The sequence below is a fragment of the Burkholderia sp. AU31652 genome (assembly GCF_002223155.1).
Classification (GTDB): Bacteria; Pseudomonadota; Gammaproteobacteria; order Burkholderiales; family Burkholderiaceae; genus Burkholderia.
This window is the reverse complement of record NZ_NKFG01000008.1, coordinates 97,857-113,687: the sequence shown is the minus strand read 5'-3', so window position 1 is coordinate 113,687 and position 15,831 is coordinate 97,857. Positions and strand designations below refer to the sequence as shown.

Here is a 15,831-nt window from a genome sequence, read left to right as displayed (position 1 = left end):
TCAGCGTGGCGGGCCCGTCATGCGGCTCAGCGGGCCGAACGCCGCGCACTCGGCAATCCACGTGCGCTGCTCGCCGGCGACCTGCTCGACGGCACGTTGCCTGCTGGCGATCTCGTTGTTCGTCGAGTCGCCCAGCGGGCTCGTCGTCAGTTCGATCAGCCGGCGTGCCAGCCCGGGGAGCGACACCACGAAATCCGCATAAGGCACGGCATGCAGCGGCATGTCGGACGCAAACGCTTCGTCGGGATCCTGGACGATCGTGGTGCCCCCGCACGACTGGATCGCATCGAGGCCGGCGGCGCCGTCATCCAGCAGGCCGGTCAGGATCACGCCGATGGCGCGCGGCCCCATTTCGATCGCGACGCTGCGAAACAGCGGATCGATCGCCGGTCTCGCGAAGTTCTGCTTGGCGCCGCGCATGAGGCGCAGCACCGCGCCTTCGACGATCAGATGGCGATCCGGCGGCGCCACGTAGATCATGCCTGGCACGTAGGTCTCACCATCCTTGGCGTGCACTGCATGAAGCGGGCCCGCCGAACTCAGCAGCGACGGCAGGAAACTGTCATGCGCGCCGACGTGCAGGACGATCGCGATCGTCGCCTGCAAGTCGCGCGGAAGGCGCGAAACGAGGGTGCGAAGCGTATCGACGCCGCCCGACGACGTACCGATTGCGATGAAGTCCCGATGAGTCAATGTGCCTCCGATATTCCCGCTGCTTCAAGTGTAGACCCGCATCGCACGCACATTCTTCACTTCTTTGAAAACGTATTCACCGAGCGCCCGGTCGGCCCGGAAGAATCGGGCGCGCAATTCTCGTACCGCACTGCCCGCGCCGGTGGTGTCAGACCACATTCCGCTCATCTCCACGGTTCATCGGTCTGTCCGTAATGATCGATATACGGACATCTTTCCCCGATGTACTTTCCGATCGTCCCTGACTTAAGCTTGGTTACCGTCGTTTCCCACCCAGGTTCATTACTTCACAGGTGAAGGAATGGTCGTCCAGAGACTTTCATTTCGCGCCGTCGCGGGCAAGCTGCAAGTCATCACGGTATGGCGATGCCTGTGGCGAAGCGGCGTACGTGTATGCCGCTGGAGCATGCATGTCGACCAGCGTTCGGGCGTCGAATCGATGACCGTCGATATCGTCGGACCGGATTCGCTGCTGGCCGACGACGTCATGGTGATGCTCGGCGACTCATCCTTGCAATTGACTGTCACGCTGTTTCACATGGACGTGGTGCCGAATTCGGCAGTCGTGCAGGGACGCAGCAAGGAACGGTTGCGCGAGGCAGCGAATTCGGTCGCCACCGTTCGCCCGCATCCGAAGCTGACGCTGGTCAGGGATATCACCCGCCACGTCGCACGCACTGAACGAGACTGATTGCTTTCGACGCGCAAGCCGCGTCCGCCAAGCAATACCGTCTCACCTCATTCATAACGAAACGGTAAAGATTGCCTGCCAGGCAATCCAGGAGACAAACATGCTGAGCCCTCACGAAATTGCGGCGCTCATGCTGGTCAAGGCATCGCCCGACCAGATCGACATGAGCAGCGAGGAATTCGATACGCTGCGCACGCAGCAGCTCGTGGAATTCGAGACCCTCGCTTCCGGCGCGCATCGCCTGCGCATGACGCACAACGGCGAAACGCTGCTTCGCATCGTTACGCAAACCTATTGACAGGCACCCTGACGGTGCAGCGACACATGCCGACGAGGCGATCGAACCGCGGCGGCCATTTCCATTCAGGAGAGCGTAGATCATGAATACCCGGGAGCTGGTTTCGAGCGCGCAACGCGCCCATTTCGACTTCGCATTCGGTCTGGCCGGTGCGTTACTCGATGAAGTCGGGAAACTGGCCGAACTCAATGCACGATTTACACGGTCGGCCCTGAAGGACGCGTGGGTGGCCGCGGAAAGCGCGATCGACAAGCCGCAGGACTGGACAGCCGTCCCGCGCGCGTTCACCGAGCCGCTGGCCGAGAAGCTCCAGTCCTACCATCGCGAGTGGCTCGATATCATGTCGTCCGGCCACGCCGACGTGATCAAGGTCGCCCAGGCCGGCAGCGACCAATACGTGCACCGGATCCAGGCGTTCGTCGATGATGCGGCGAAGTTCGCGCCGTCCGGCTCCGAGGCCACCGTCGCGGCCTGGAACTCCGCGGTCGTCGCCGCAAACACGCTGTACCAGACCCTCGGCAGCACCGGGCAGCAAGCCGTCGAAGTCGCACGCCGCAATTTCGACGTCGCCGCGCTGGCCGCGTCGAAGCAGGCCAAACGGGCGGTCGATCAGGAACAGCAGGCCGCCAAACGATAGCGGCCGATGCGGGCGGCGGGACCGGTTGCCGCAGGCGGATCGAATCGACGGCGCGCGCCATCCGCCGCCCAGCGCCTTGTACAACGCGACGAGATCGGTCGTCGTCTGCAGCGCGCCCTGTTTGGCCTGTTGCCGGCCCCGTGACCATCGCCGCTCGGCGTCGAGCACGTCGAGAAACGGCGACAACCCGTTGCGATAGCGGTCGCGCGCCAGGTCGAGCGCGCGCTGTTCGGCCTTCACCGCGTCGTCGAGCGCGGCCGCGGCGGCGTGCGTCAGCTCGAATGGCCGTCGGTCGGCGCCTTGTACTCGCTGCGCGTGCCCAGCGCGTCCTCCACGCCGTGCACGCCATGCAGCGCGGCCACGCCGTCGACGACCGCCTGCCGTTCGGATTCCTCGATCTGGCCGGTGAGGCACACGCGCCCGCGCTCGACCCGCACCTCGACGTCGCGCGGGCGAGCGACGAGCCGGCCCAGCGCCGAACGCACGCGCTCGGCGACCTGCACGTCGCTCGCATCACCCGCGAGCCAGTCCGCTCGCAGGCCGGCGATCGCGCCGCGCGCCTGGTCGGCCGCCCGCTTTGCCTGCGTGCTCGCATAGTCCGCCACTTCGCGTCGGCGTGCGATCGCCGTGTCACGGATCTGCGCGCGCCGCCGCCGGCCCGACGCCGGATCGAGGAAGTACATGGCGGCCGCGCCGCAGGCAACGGCCACCGCAAGATTCAACAACGGGTTCGAAGGGATTCTGGAGTTCATGGAAGCACCGTAGGCAATACCCGGAACGACCGGGCTTCGTCGTCATGTGCAGCACGCTCCGTTCCCCGGGCGAAGATCGCGGACACGCGGCCGCCATGCGACCTGGCTACCGAAACGACAACCGTTTGAAAAATCATCGAGGCCCGCACCGCGTGCCCGTCCTTCCATCACGATTCGGGCGGTTGGAGCGGGTCGGTGGCTTCGGGCACGACGACCGAAAACGCGCCCGGCCTCGGCTCACGGCGTCTTGCCGTGCTCCTTCTGCCAGCGCTCCATCAATGCGATCTCGTCGCGCTGCGCGGCGACGATCCGGCTCGCGAGCTGCCGCAGCGTCGGATCTTTCCCGTACTTCAGCTCGACCTGCGCCATGTCGATCGCCCCCTGGTGATGCGGCGCCATGTGCGCGACGAAATCGCGGTCGGCGTCGCCCGTGTAGTGCGCGGCTTCCGTCGCGTCCATCATCTTGCTGTCGGCACGCCGGTACGCCTGCGTGGGCGAATCGGGCACGCTGACGGGATCGGCGGGGCGCAACTGTCCGGCGGCGGGCAGTGCAAATGCGCAGGCGGTCAGCACCATCCAGATGGCGCTTCGATGCAGGGTCGTGCGGATGAATGCAGGCATGTGACAGGTCCTCGATAAAGGATTGAACGGTTCGCGTGCGGCCTTCCCCCGTTCGCACGCGTGCCGCCTCCTGCCGAGTGCAACGCCCGTACCAGCCCGGATGCGCGGCATGCGCCTTGCGCGACGGCCTCCCATTGGCTCTTACCGAACCAGGGAGAAACGGCATGGCGACAGTGGCGGATTTCATCGTCGAGCGGCTGTACGACTGGGGCGTGCGCCGCATCTACGGCTACCCGGGCGACGGCATCAACGGCTTTTTCGGCGCGCTGAGCCGTGCCGACGGCAAGATCGAATTCATCCAGGCGCGCCACGAGGAGATGGCGGCCTTCATGGCGTCCGCGCATGCAAAATTTACAGGCGAGCTCGGCGTGTGCGTCGCGACGTCCGGCCCCGGCGCGTCGCATCTCGTGACGGGGCTGTACGACGCCCGGCTCGACCACATGCCCGTGCTCGCGATCGTCGGCCAGCAGGCGCGCGCGGCGCGCGGCGGCCACTATCAGCAGGAAGTCGATCTCACCGCGCTGTTCAAGGACGTCGCGGGCGCGTTCGTGCAGCTCGCGACGGTGCCGGGCCAGGTGCGCCACCTGGTCGACCGCGCGGTGCGCACCGCGCTCGGCGCGCGCACCGTCACGGCGCTCGTGCTGCCGAACGACCTGCAGGAACTCGACTACGCAGCGCCGAAGCGCGCGCACGGCACCGTGCATTCGGGCATCGGCTACACGGCGCCGAAGGTCGTGCCGTATGCCGACGATCTGCAGCGTGCGGCCGACGTGCTGAATGCGGGCAGGAAGGTCGCGCTGCTGGTCGGCGCGGGGGCGCTGCGCGCGACCGACGAGGTGATCGCGGTGGCCGACCGGCTCGGCGCGGGCGCCGCGAAGGCGCTGCTCGGCAAGGCCGCGCTGCCGGACGACCTGCCGTGGGTCACCGGCTCGATCGGGCTGCTCGGCACGAAGCCGAGTGACGAGCTGATGAACGAATGCGACACGCTGCTCGTCGTCGGCTCCGGCTTCCCGTATTCGGAATTCCTGCCGAAGGAAGGCCAGGCGCGCGGCGTGCAGATCGACCTGAAGGCGGACATGCTGAGCCTGCGCTACCCGATGGAAGTCAATCTCGTCGGCGACAGCGCCGAGACGCTGCGCGCGTTGCTGCCGTTGCTCGAGGCGCGCCGCGACACCGGCTGGCGCGACCGGATCGCGACCTGGAACACGGCATGGCACGACACGCTCGCCGCGCGTGCGGCCGCGAAGGCCACCGCCGGGCGCGGCGTGAATCCGCAGCGCGCGTTCACCGAGCTGTCACCGCGCCTGCCCGACGACGTGATCCTGACGAGCGATTCGGGCTCCTGCGCAAACTGGTATGCGCGCGACCTGATGATGCGGCGCGGGATGATGGCGTCGCTGTCGGGCGGGCTCGCGTCGATGGGCGCCGCGGTGCCCTACGCGATCGCCGCGAAGTTCGCGTATCCGGTGCGCCCGGTGATCGCGATGGTCGGCGACGGCGCGATGCAGATGAACAACATGGCCGAGCTGATCACGGTCGCGAAATACTGGCGGCAGTGGCCCGATCCGCGCTGGATCTGCATGGTGCTGAACAACGAGGACCTGAACCAGGTTACGTGGGAGCAGCGCGTGATGGAAGGCGACCCGAAGTTCGTCGCGTCGCAGCAGATTCCGAACGTGCCGTACTACCGCTTCGCGACGCTGCTCGGCCTGAAGGGCATCTACGTCGACGATCCTGAACAGCTCGGCGCCGCCTGGGACGAGGCGCTGGCAGCCGATCGCCCGGTCGTGCTCGAAGTGAAGAGCGACCCCGAGGTGCCGCCGCTGCCGCCGCACGTGACGCTGCAGCAGGCGAAGCATTTCGCCGAGACGCTCGTGAAAGGCGATCCGCGCGAGGGCAGCGTGATCGTCGAGACCGCGCGGCAGGTGCTGTCCGCCGTGCTGCCGGGCAACGGCGCAGCGGGCGGCAAGCGCGGCAAAGGCGAATCGTAGGGAGCAAGCGTGACGGGCCGACGCGGGGCGGCGCGGCGCGCTGGCCGATGTCGACGTCGTCCCGCCCGCGCGAGCGTAAGCGGGTTCCCGCCCATATGCGTCGCGTCGCCGCCGGGTCGATCGACGTGCCGCATGCGGGCAGCCGGATTACAACAGGGCTGTAACGCCCACGACATTGCGCACGCAACGCACGAGCCACCCGCGTGTTCGCCCATCGCGCACGGGAATTGCTCCGATGCCGGTTGCCGTCGACGCATGTCGTCGCCTTTCGCAGGAGCCGCATTGCCCGTCCCGCCGCCATCGACAGCGCGCCGCGTCACGCGCCTCGCCGGATTCGCGTGCGTTGCCGCGCCGGCCGCCGCCTGCGCGGCCGGCGAACCGCTGCCGCTCGCGTACATCGCACACGCGGCCGGGCCGGCCGCGCAGCCCGTGTTCGTGCTCGGCTGGGCGCTGCTCGCGCTGTGCACGGCGGTGAGCCTCGTGATCGCGGCGCTGCTGCTGGCCGCGCTGTTCCATCGCCGCACCCGCGCCGGCGGCCGGCGCGACGGCGTCATGTTCGTGGCCGCCGGCAGCGCGGTGTCGATCGTGCTGCTGTTCGGTGCGCTCGTCTACATGCTGCGCGTGCTCGGCGCGGTCGCGACGCCGCCGCGCCCGCCCGCGCTGACGATCGTCGTCACCGCGCACGACTGGTGGTGGGCCGCGCGCTATCCGGATCCGGCGAGCGGCACCGGCTTCGTCACCGCGAACGAGCTGCACATCCCGGTGGGCGAACCCGTGGCGATCGAGCTGAAGAGCGCCGACGTGATCCATGCATTCTGGGTGCCGCAGCTCGCGGGCAAGACGCAGACGATTCCCGGCCAGACCAACCGCCAATGGCTGCAGGCGGACCGGCCGGGCCTCTATCGCGGCCAGTGCTCGCAATACTGCGGCGCGCAGCATGCGCACATGGCGCTCGAGGTCGTGGCCGAGCCGCCCGACGCGTTTCACGCGTGGCTCGCCGCGCAACGCCAGCCGGCCCCCGCACCCGGCACCGATGCGCAACGGCGCGGCCGGCGCGTCTTCGCGTCGCGCTGCGCGGGTTGCCACGCGGTGCTCGGCACCGATGCGGCGGGCGACGCGGGCCCCGACCTCACGCACGTCGCGTCGCGCCGGCTGCTCGCGGCCGGCACGCTCGACAACACCCCCGACAACCTGCGCCGCTGGATCGCGCACGCGCAGCAGATCAAGCCTGACGCGCTGATGCCGTCGATCGCGCTCGCGCCGCGCGACGCCGACGATCTCGCCGCGTATCTCGCGACCCTGCACTGAACGGAGGATGCCGATGGCCATCGCCCGCGACCTGCCCGCCCCCGCCCGTGTGCCGGATCTCGGCGACGCGCCGCCCGGCTCGGCGCACGAGCGCGCGCTCGCCGCGCTGTGGGAATCGGCGCCCGGCTGGCGCGGCTGGCTCGGCACGGTCGACCACAAGCGCATCGGACTGCGCTACATCGTCACCGCGTTCGCGTTCCTGCTGCTCGGCGGCGTCGAGGCGCTCGTGATGCGCATCCAGCTCGCGCGGCCGAACGCGACCCTGCTGCCCCCCGCGCAATACGACGCGCTGTTCACGATGCACGGCGTCACGATGATCTTCCTGTACGCGCTGCCCGTGCTGTCCGGTTTCGCGAACTACCTGTGGCCGCTGATGCTCGGCTCGCGCGACATGGCGTTCCCGCGGCTGAACGCGTTCTCGTACTGGGCGTTCCTGTTCGCCGGACTGTTCCTCTATGCGAGCTTTCCGCTCGGCGCGGTGCCCGACGGCGGCTGGTTCAACTACGTGCCGCTCACGTCGCTCGACTACAGCGCCGGCGCGAACATCGACATCTATGCGCTCGGGATGATCCTGCTCGGCATCTCGACGACCGGCGGCGCCGCGAACTTCGTCGTCACGCTGCTGCGCATGCGCGCGCACGGGATGTCGATCGACCGGCTGCCGATCATCGTGTGGGGCACGCTGACCGCGTCGGTCGCGAACCTCGTCGCGGTGCCGTCGGTCAGCCTCGCGTTCCTGCTGCTGTGGCTCGACCGCAATGCGGGCACGCATTTCTTCGACGTCGCGCACGACGGCCGACCGCTGCTGTGGCAGCACCTGTTCTGGATGTTCGCGCACCCATGGGTCTACGTGGTGGTACTGCCGGCGATGGGGATCGTGTCCGACGCGTTGCCGGCCTTCTGCCGGCGGCCGCTCGTCGCGTACGAGGCGGTCGCGGTCTCGACCGTCGCGACGATGCTGATCGGTTTCGAGGTGTGGGTGCACCACATGTTCGCGACCGGCATCGCGCCGCTCGCGCTCGCGTTCTTCGGCGCGGCGAGCATGCTGATCTCGATCCCGAGCGCGGTCGCGGTGTTCGCGTGGATCGCGACGATCTGGACCGGCCGCCCGGTATTCCGCACGCCGTTCCTGTATTTCGCGGGCTTCGTGCTGATGTTCGTGATCGGCGGCGTATCGGGCGTGATGACGGCCGCCGTGCCGCTCGACTGGCAGCTCACCGACACGTACTTCGTCGTCGCGCACCTGCACTATGTGCTGCTCGGCATCAACGTGTTCCCGGTGCTCGGCGGGATCACGTACTGGTTCCCGAAGTTCACCGGGCGGATGATGAACGAACGGTTCGGCCGCTGGACCTTCTGGGTCGTCCTGACCGGCTTCAACGTCGGCTTCTTCCCGATGCATGTGTCGGGGCTGCTCGGGATGCCGCGCCGCATCTACACCTATCCGCCCGGGATGGGCTGGGACACGTCGAACCTGGTGACGACGATCGGCTCGTTCGTCTTCGGCATCGGCATCGTGATGTTCGTCGTCAATGCGCTCGTGAGCGCGCGGCGCGGCGCGCGGGCCGGCGCCAATCCGTGGCGTGCGGCCGGCCTCGAATGGTCGGTCGCGTCGCCTGCGCCCGTCTACAACTTCGCGGTGCTGCCGCTCGTCGCGTCGCGGCATCCGCTGTGGGAGACGCGCGACGATGCGCGCCGCACCAGCGTGCGTGTCGGCTACCGGCTCGCCGACGGGCGCGAGGCGCTCGCCGTGACGCCGCTCGCGGCCACGCCGGACGCGATCCTGAAGATGCCCGACGACACGTGCCTCCCGTTCGTGCTCGCGCTGCTCGCGACGGCCGTGTTCGCGGCGATGCTGGTGCGCTCGCCCGCGCTCGTCTGCGCGGCCGTGGCCGGCTGCGCGATCGCCACCGCCGCGTGGCTGTGGCCGCGGCGCACGCTGTGGCAACGCGACGAGCCGCCCCGTCGCGAACCGGCGCCGGCCCCGCCCGCCGCCGTGCCCCACCCCGACGAGCCGCTGCCGGCACCGGTGCCGCACGACGCGCCGGCCGCCTGCCTCGCACCGCTGCCGGTCGGCAGTTGCGGCGAGCGCGCGGGCGGCTGGTGGGGCGTGATCACGCTCGTCGTGACCGAAGCCGGGCTGTTCGGCTATCTGCTGTTTTCCTACTTCTACCTGCAATCGCAATCGGCCGCGTCGTGGCCGCCCGAAGGCATGCCGAAGATCGGGCTCGCGGCCGTCAACACGGTCGTGCTGCTGTCGAGCAGCGGGTTCGTGTGGCTCGCCGAGCGCGCCGTGCAGGCCGGCCGGCGGCCGCGCGCGGTGGCGGCGCTCGCCGTCGCGCTGGCGCTCGGCACCGCGTTCGCGCTCGTGCAGCTGCACGAGTGGCGCGACCATCCCTATGGCCCGACCGCGCATCTGTACGGCAGCCTCTACTTCACGATCACCGGGTTCCACCTCGCGCACGTCGTCGCCGGGCTCGCGATCCTCGCGCTGCTGGCCGGATGGACGGCCGCCGGTTTCTTCGGCCGCGAGCGGCGAGTCGCGCTGACCGTCGGCGGGCTCTACTGGCACTTCGTCGACATCGTGTGGCTGTTCATCTTCACCGCGCTGTACGTGTCGCCGTACTGGCTCAGGAGACCGGGATGAACGGCGTACGACACGCGTGGACCCCGCTGCTCGCGATCGCGGCCGGCCTCGTCGGTGCGCCGGCGCTGTGGTTCGCGCAGATGCTCGTCTCCGAGACGCTCGCGTCGACCGCGTGCTATCCGCTCGGCGTCGCGCAAGCCGCGCCGCGCTGGGCGCACGTGGGCGTGTGGCTTGCGCTGATCGCCGCGGGCGCGTTCGCATTGGCCACTGCCTGCGCGACCTGGCTCGCGCGCGCCTGGGGGCACCGGCATGCTACCGATGCATCCGCCGCGACGCGCGACGACAGTACGCGCTTTCTCGCGCGCTGCGGGATGCTCGCCGCGCTCGGCTTCGTGATCGGCCTCGTGTTCACGGGGATCGTCACGGCTTTCGTGGGGCTTTGCAGCCCATGGCACTGATCCTGATCCTGAACCTGATCCTCGCCCCGCTCCGGTTCGCGCGGCCCGGTGCGCCGGGCCGCCGCGCCGGCGTCGCGCTCGGTGCGCTTGCGGCGCTTGCCGTGTGCGGCGCGCTCGCGGGCTGCAGCCCGCAGGACGACACTGCGCGCACCGACGATGCGACGGAACCCGCGTCGTCGGCTTCGGTCCCGAGAGACGAGTCCGACACCGGCTGGCGATATATCCGGATTCGCGCATCGGCCGCGGACGCCGCCGCGTCCCCTGCGTCAATGGCCGCGCGTGCGAGCCAGGATCCGTGGCTCGCGCAACCGGGCGCCGCGTCGACGCCCGCCTCCGCAGCCGCACCTGCCTCACCCGCCACGCCTCACGATGCCGCAACCCGCCGCCCGGCCGTCAAGGCTGCCGCCGCGGACACCGACGCCGCGACGCTCGCGCGCGGCCGTTACCTCGCGCACGCCGGCGACTGCGCGGCCTGCCACGACGCGGCCGACCACACGCCGTACGCGGGCGGCCAGCCGGTGAACTCGCCGTTCGGGCCGATCTATGCGCCGAACATCACGCCGGACCCGACCCACGGGATCGGCCACTACACGCTGCAACAATTCGACGACGCATTGCGGCGCGGCGTGCGCGCGGACGGCAGCCGGCTCTATCCGGCGATGCCGTACCCGTCGTTCGCGCGGCTGAGCGCCGACGACGTGCGCGCGCTGTATGCGTATTTCATGCGCGGTGTCGCGCCGTCCGCGAACGCGGCGCGTGCCACCCGCCTGCCGTTCCCGTTCAACCAGCGCTGGGCGCTCGCGCTGTGGCGCGTCGCGTTCGCGAGCGACGCGCGGTTCGAGCCGCAGCCGTCGCGGTCAACGGAATGGAATCGCGGCGCGTATCTCGTGCAGGGGCTCGGCCACTGCGGCGCGTGCCATACGCCGCGCGGCCCCGGTTTCAACGAGCGCGGCTACGACGAGCGCAGCGCGGCGTTCCTGACCGGCGGCATCAACGACCACTGGTTCGCACCGAACCTGACGGGCGCGGCGGCGGACGGCCTCGGCCGCTGGTCGGCCGACGACATCGCCACGTTCCTGCGCAGCGGCCATGCGGCACGCGGCGCGGTGTTCGGCGCGATGGCGCCCGTCGTCGGCGAGAGCACTGCGTTGCTCACCGACGCCGATCGCCACGCGATCGCCGTCTACCTGAAATCGCTGCCGGCGCGGCCCACTGCCGCGACGAACCCGCTCGGCGTCGGCACCGCGCGGCTGACCGCGGCCGGCCCGCGCCCGGAAGGCGGCCAGCAGGCGCCGGGGGCCGGCGTGTATGCGGGATTCTGTGCGCGTTGCCACGGCGCGGACGGCCAAGGCGTGCGCGATCACGGGCCGCCGCTCGCCGACAATCCGGTCGTGCTCGCGGCCGATCCGACCAGCACGATCCGGATCGTCGTCGAAGGGGCGCGGCCGGCGCCGGGCAAGGACGACCCGTCGATGCGGATGCCGGCCATGCGCGGCACGCTGACCAGCCGCGACATCGCGGCGGTGGTCAGCTATGTGCGCGGCGGCTGGGGCAACCGTGCCGCGCCCGTGTCGGAGCAGGACGTCAGGCGGTTGCGGGAAGCCATCCACCAATGAGCGGCCGGGCGGGTCGACGTCGATGTCGTATCGCGGCAGGTCAGGCCGCGCGTCGCGATCGGGGTCGTAGCGGTCGATATGAAGGGTACGCGGATCGCTCATCGGATTCCGCCCTGGCGCGAGACGGCTTGCGTTGACGGTGGGCTGGCGCCATGCCGGTCACGGGCCGTCCAGGCGCCGGTCGATCAGGTCGCGGCCACGCTCGATGCCCTCGCGCAGCGCCTCGAGCTCGGTCAACCACGCGCGGCCGGCCGGCGCCGGCACGGTCAACTCGATGCGAGCGCCGTCGACATACACCTGCACCTCGTCACGCCATGCGCCGCGTTCGTCGCGCCGCGCCCAGACGAGAATCTCGTGACCACGATACGGGTTGCGAACCTGCGCGTCCTGTTGGTGCCCCATGGTGGTCTCCTGTCCATATCTGCGATGTCGATGCAAAAAATGCACGCCGCCTGTCGCGGGTTGCGCCCCCGCCCTCTGCGCATGCGCCGTTCCCGGCCGGCACGCGGCTTGCGTGCCTGATGCGCGTCGAAGCGCCGCCGGCCACGGCTCGTACCCATCGGAAGGAGGACACGTCATGATCGGCCCTCTCGAACTGCTCGGACGCCTGCTGCTGGCGGCGTTGCTCGGCAGCGTGATCGGGCGCGAGCGCGTGCGCGTGCGCGTGCGCGTGAAGCGGTTCATCGTCCAGCAATCGGACGACGATCCCGACACCGACGACATTTCGGTGTCCTTCTCGCGCACGCGCGGCCCGGAGTTCGACGCCATCTGCGAGACGCTGAAAAACCTCGCCTGCGTCCGCGCCTGTCGACCCGAGTCCTCGTCAAGGAGTTTCGCGTGACCCAGACCCAATTGCCCGCTTATCTCGTGACGCGCCGGCTTGCCCCCCGCATGCGGTCGGGCGCGGGGTTCACCACCGGCCGACCGATCGACACGCTGCGTGCGGGGCTCGCGCGTCATCACGCCGAATGCGGGTGCCTCGGGCAAATCCGCATCGCACACGCAACGACGACGCTCGCGCAAGGCATCGACGACGTCGCCGTCATGCGCGGCAGTGGCGCCCCCGGCAAACGCGTCCGGCTCGATGCGCATTCGCCCGGGCGGCGGGCACCGCGTGCGCGCCGCGATGCGCGGCTGACGCACCTCGACGGCGACCGGGAGGCCGGTACCCGATGACCGTGGCGGATCGCACGACACGCGCCGACGAGACGACCGTCGACGCCACGCAGGCGAGCGACATCCCGCGGCACGGCCTGCTCGAACGCGGCCGCAACTGCGACACGATCCGCGCCGCGGACCGCTTCACGATGCTCGTCGACGGCGATGCGTACTTCTCGACGCTGCGCGCCGCGCTGCTGCGCGCACGCCATACGGTGTTCATCGTCGGCTGGGACGTCGACAGCCGGATGCGGCTCGCGCCGGGCGGCCCCGACGACACGCTCCCCGACACGCTCGCGGCATTCCTGCACGCGCTGGCCGCCCGGCGGCACAACCTGCGCATCTATGTGCTCGCGTGGGATTTCGCGATGATCTACGCGCTGGAGCGCGACTGGCCGCCCGTGTATCGCGCCGGCTGGCGGGCCCATCGCGGCATCGTGTTCCGGCTCGACGGCGCGCATCCGCGCGGCGCGTCCCATCACCAGAAGCTGGTCGTGATCGACGACCGGCTCGCGTTCGTCGGCGGCCTCGACCTGACGCGCGCGCGCTGGGACACACCGGCGCACGCGGCCGGCGACCCGCGCCGCCACGACGAAGACGGCACGCCGTACGCGCCGTTTCACGACGTGCAGGCGATGTTCGACGGCGACGCGGCGGCCGCGATCGGCGAGCAGGCGCGGGCGCGCTGGCGGCAGGCGTGCGGCCGCCCGATCGCGATCCGCGCGCAACGCCACCTCGAGCGGCCGGACGACGACGATCCGTGGCCGCCCGGCACCCGCGTCGACGTGCGCGACGTGCGGCTCGGCATCGCCTGCACGGCGCCGCGCCACGACGGCCGCGAGCCGGTGCGGCAGGTGCGCGCGCTCGTCGAGGACACGATCCGTGCGGCGCGCCGGCACCTGTATGTCGAAAACCAGTATTTCACCGCGGCGGTCGTGCGCGAAACGTTGTCCGCGCGCCTCGCCGACGCGCACGGGCCCGACGTGACCGTCGTCGCGCCGCGCGTGCAGAGCGGCTGGCTGCAGGAAGCGACGATGGGCGTGCTGCGTGCGCGGCTGCACGCGGCGCTCGTGTCGGCGGACCACTTCGGCCGCTACCGCCTGCTGTATCCGCACGTCGACGGGCTCGGCGACGCGTGCGTGAACGTCCACAGCAAGCTCGCGATCGCCGATGACGAATGCCTCGTGATCGGCAGCGCGAACCTCAACAACCGTTCGATGCTGCTCGACACCGAATGCTGCGTCGCGCTCGTCGCGGCCGGCGATGCGCGCATCCGCGCCGCGATCGCCGCGCTGCGCGAGCGGCTGCTGGCCGAACATCTCGGCACGGCGCCCGCGGCCGTGGCCGATGCATTCGCGCGCACCGAGCGGCCGAACACCGCGCTCGACCGGTTGCGCGCGAAGCCGGGCCGCACGCTGCGCACGCTCGACCCGGCCGTCGCGCCGCAACTCGATGCGCTCGTGCCGGTCAGCGCGCGGCTCGACCCCGAGCAGCCGATCGAACCCGACCGGTTCGTACGCGAGTTCGTGCCGCACGACCGCCATCGCCCGCTGACCGCGCGGTTTCTCGCGCTCGGCATGGCCGTGCTGCTGGTCGCCGCGCTCGCCCTCGCCTGGCGCTTCACGCCGCTCGGCGAACGGGTGAACGTCGCGTCGCTCGCGCATGCGCTGGCCACGCTCGCGCAACGGCCCGCCGCGCCTGCGCTGCTGCTGGCCGGCTACGTGGTCGCGGCCACCTTCGCGGTGCCGATCACGCTGCTGATCACCGCGACGGGGCTCGTGTTCGGCGCGTGGCCGGGCGTGGCCTACGCGGCCGTCGGCACGATGGCGGCCGCGGCCGCGAACTACGGGATCGGCCGCTGGCTCGGGCGGGACGCCGTGCGCCGGCTCGCCGGCGCACGCGCGAACCGGCTCAGCGAGCACATCGGCCGGCGCGGCGTGCTCGCGATGGCCGTGCTGCGGCTGTTGCCGATCGCGCCGTTTACCGTCGTGAACCTCGTCGCCGGCGCGTCGCATATCGGCCTGCGCGACTACCTGGTCGGCACCGCGATCGGCATGCTGCCCGGCCTCGTGCTGACCGTCACGTTCGCGCACCAGCTCACAGCCGCGCTGAGCCATCCGCGGCCCGGCGCGTTCGCGTGGCTCGCGGCGATCGGCCTCGCACTGGTCGGCATCTCGGTGCTGCTCGTCAGGGTGTTGCGACGATGGCGCTGAGCACGCATGCGGCGCCGCCGCCGCAAGTCATCGCCGCCGACGACGCACCGGCCGCCGCGCCGGGCGGACGCGACTGGCGGATCGCGACGTACAACATCCGCGGCGGCTACGGCGCGTGGCCGGCGCGCGCGGCCGACCGGATCGCGGCAGTGATCGACGAACTCGACGCGGACGTGATCGCGCTGCAGGAAGTCCCGCTCGGCGGCACGCGCGCGCCCGACGTGCTCGCGCACCTGCGCGACGCGACCGGCATGCACGCGGTGGCCGGCCCGACGATCGACACGCCGGAGCGCCGCTACGGCAACGCGGTGCTGTCGCGCTGCCCGATCCGCGCGGCACGCACGCTCGACCTGTCGTTTCACTCGCGCGAACCGCGCGGCGCGCTCGACGCCGACATCGATTGCGGCGCGCTCACGCTGCGCGTGGTCGCGACCCACCTCGGGCTGTCGGCGAGCGAGCGTAGCGCGCAGGTGCAGCGGCTGCTCGCAGCCTTCGACACGGGGGCGATGCCGGTGATCCTGCTCGGCGACATCAACGAATGGTTCGTGCGCGGCCGGGCGCTGCAGGCGCTCGTCACGCGGTTCCGGCGCGCGCCGGCGCCGCGCACGTTCCCGACCGTCTACCCGGTGTTCTCGCTGGACCGGATCTGGATTCATCCGGGCGAATGGCTGGTCGACGTGGTCGTGCACCGCAGCGCCCGCGCGCGGCATGCGTCGGATCACTACCCGCTCGTCGCGCGGATGCGGCTGCCGGGTGACGCGGAAAGGGACGCCATGCTGCGCACGTTCGATTCACGGTGAACGGTTTC

At 70.6% G+C, this 15,831-nt stretch carries 16 protein-coding genes and 2 pseudogenes; 12 read left to right on the top strand and 6 right to left on the bottom strand.

What is annotated here, in order from left to right; all coding sequences use genetic code 11:
• Both CFB40_RS36275 and CFB40_RS39360 read right to left on the bottom strand, forming a co-directional pair.
• Nucleotides 1-693, bottom strand: coding sequence for a chemotaxis protein CheB (locus CFB40_RS36275; protein ID WP_089434122.1), 693 nt, complete (start codon nt 691-693; stop codon nt 1-3).
• A gap of 24 nt (nt 694-717) precedes the next feature.
• Nucleotides 718-852, bottom strand: coding sequence for a hypothetical protein (locus tag CFB40_RS39360; RefSeq protein ID WP_256976985.1), 135 nt, complete (start codon nt 850-852; stop codon nt 718-720).
• Between the two features lie 142 nt (nt 853-994).
• On the opposite strand from CFB40_RS39360, the gene CFB40_RS36270 reads away from it, so the two are divergent.
• From CFB40_RS36270 to CFB40_RS36260, 3 genes are all read left to right on the top strand, one after another.
• Nucleotides 995-1,384, top strand: coding sequence for a hypothetical protein (locus CFB40_RS36270; protein ID WP_089429314.1), 390 nt, complete (start codon nt 995-997; stop codon nt 1,382-1,384).
• Nucleotides 1,385-1,484: 100 nt separating this feature from the next.
• On the top strand, nt 1,485-1,682 hold the full coding sequence (locus CFB40_RS36265; protein WP_089429313.1) for a hypothetical protein: 198 nt from the start codon (nt 1,485-1,487) through the stop codon (nt 1,680-1,682).
• Nucleotides 1,683-1,764: 82 nt separating this feature from the next.
• A complete protein-coding gene (locus tag CFB40_RS36260) occupies nt 1,765-2,319 on the top strand; it encodes a phasin family protein (protein WP_089434121.1) in 555 nt (184 codons plus the stop codon).
• A 54-nt stretch (nt 2,320-2,373) separates the two neighbouring features.
• Here CFB40_RS36260 and CFB40_RS36255 read toward each other — a convergent pair.
• From CFB40_RS36255 to copM, 3 genes and pseudogenes are all read right to left on the bottom strand, one after another.
• A pseudogene (locus CFB40_RS36255) lies at nt 2,374-2,586 on the bottom strand (TolC family protein); the annotation flags it as partial.
• A 5-nt stretch (nt 2,587-2,591) separates the two neighbouring features.
• Nucleotides 2,592-3,071 carry a BON domain-containing protein gene (locus tag CFB40_RS36250; RefSeq protein WP_089434120.1) on the bottom strand — a complete coding sequence of 160 codons (480 nt, stop codon included), beginning with the start codon at nt 3,069-3,071 and terminating at the stop codon, nt 2,592-2,594.
• Nucleotides 3,072-3,308: 237 nt separating this feature from the next.
• A complete protein-coding gene (gene copM, locus CFB40_RS36245; RefSeq protein ID WP_089434119.1) occupies nt 3,309-3,692 on the bottom strand; it encodes a CopM family metallochaperone in 384 nt (127 codons plus the stop codon).
• 164 nt (nt 3,693-3,856) lie between these two features.
• Between copM and CFB40_RS36240 the strand changes: the two genes are divergently transcribed.
• The 5 genes from CFB40_RS36240 to CFB40_RS36220 all read left to right on the top strand — a co-directional run bounded on the left by CFB40_RS36240 (nt 3,857) and on the right by CFB40_RS36220 (nt 11,652).
• Nucleotides 3,857-5,683, top strand: a complete 1,827-nt coding sequence (locus CFB40_RS36240; RefSeq protein ID WP_089434118.1) for a thiamine pyrophosphate-requiring protein — start codon at nt 3,857-3,859, stop codon at nt 5,681-5,683.
• A 282-nt stretch (nt 5,684-5,965) separates the two neighbouring features.
• Entirely contained in the window at nt 5,966-6,991 is a 1,026-nt protein-coding gene (gene coxB, locus CFB40_RS36235) for a cytochrome c oxidase subunit II (protein WP_256976984.1), read from the top strand.
• A 13-nt stretch (nt 6,992-7,004) separates the two neighbouring features.
• Nucleotides 7,005-9,638 (top strand): cytochrome c oxidase subunit I, encoded by a 2,634-nt coding sequence (ctaD, locus tag CFB40_RS36230; protein WP_089434278.1) that lies wholly within the window; start codon nt 7,005-7,007, stop codon nt 9,636-9,638.
• Complete coding sequence (locus tag CFB40_RS36225) at nt 9,635-10,036, top strand: cytochrome C oxidase subunit I (protein ID WP_089434116.1); 402 nt, start codon at nt 9,635-9,637, stop codon at nt 10,034-10,036. The genes ctaD and CFB40_RS36225 overlap by 4 nt, the downstream gene beginning before the upstream one ends.
• Nucleotides 10,027-11,652 carry a cytochrome c gene (locus tag CFB40_RS36220; protein WP_089434115.1) on the top strand — a complete coding sequence of 542 codons (1,626 nt, stop codon included), beginning with the start codon at nt 10,027-10,029 and terminating at the stop codon, nt 11,650-11,652. The genes CFB40_RS36225 and CFB40_RS36220 overlap by 10 nt, the downstream gene beginning before the upstream one ends.
• Before the next feature lie 159 nt (nt 11,653-11,811).
• Here the strand turns inward: CFB40_RS36220 and CFB40_RS36215 are convergent, their stop codons facing one another.
• A complete protein-coding gene (locus CFB40_RS36215) occupies nt 11,812-12,054 on the bottom strand; it encodes a DUF6566 family protein (protein ID WP_089429310.1) in 243 nt (80 codons plus the stop codon).
• Nucleotides 12,055-12,313: 259 nt separating this feature from the next.
• Here CFB40_RS36215 and CFB40_RS36210 point away from each other — a divergent pair.
• The 4 genes and pseudogenes from CFB40_RS36210 to CFB40_RS36195 all read left to right on the top strand — a co-directional run.
• A pseudogene (locus CFB40_RS36210) lies at nt 12,314-12,493 on the top strand (MgtC/SapB family protein); the annotation flags it as partial.
• Nucleotides 12,490-12,828: a hypothetical protein gene (locus CFB40_RS36205; RefSeq protein ID WP_089434114.1), complete on the top strand. Its 339-nt coding sequence runs from the start codon at nt 12,490-12,492 to the stop codon at nt 12,826-12,828. The pseudogene CFB40_RS36210 and the gene CFB40_RS36205, both read left to right, overlap by 4 nt.
• Nucleotides 12,825-15,023 (top strand): VTT domain-containing protein, encoded by a 2,199-nt coding sequence (locus tag CFB40_RS36200; RefSeq protein WP_089434113.1) that lies wholly within the window; start codon nt 12,825-12,827, stop codon nt 15,021-15,023. Before CFB40_RS36205 ends, CFB40_RS36200 begins: the two co-directional genes overlap by 4 nt.
• Nucleotides 15,014-15,823: an endonuclease/exonuclease/phosphatase family protein gene (locus CFB40_RS36195; RefSeq protein WP_089434112.1), complete on the top strand. Its 810-nt coding sequence runs from the start codon at nt 15,014-15,016 to the stop codon at nt 15,821-15,823. The genes CFB40_RS36200 and CFB40_RS36195 overlap by 10 nt, the downstream gene beginning before the upstream one ends.
• Nucleotides 15,824-15,831 lie beyond the last annotated feature (8 nt).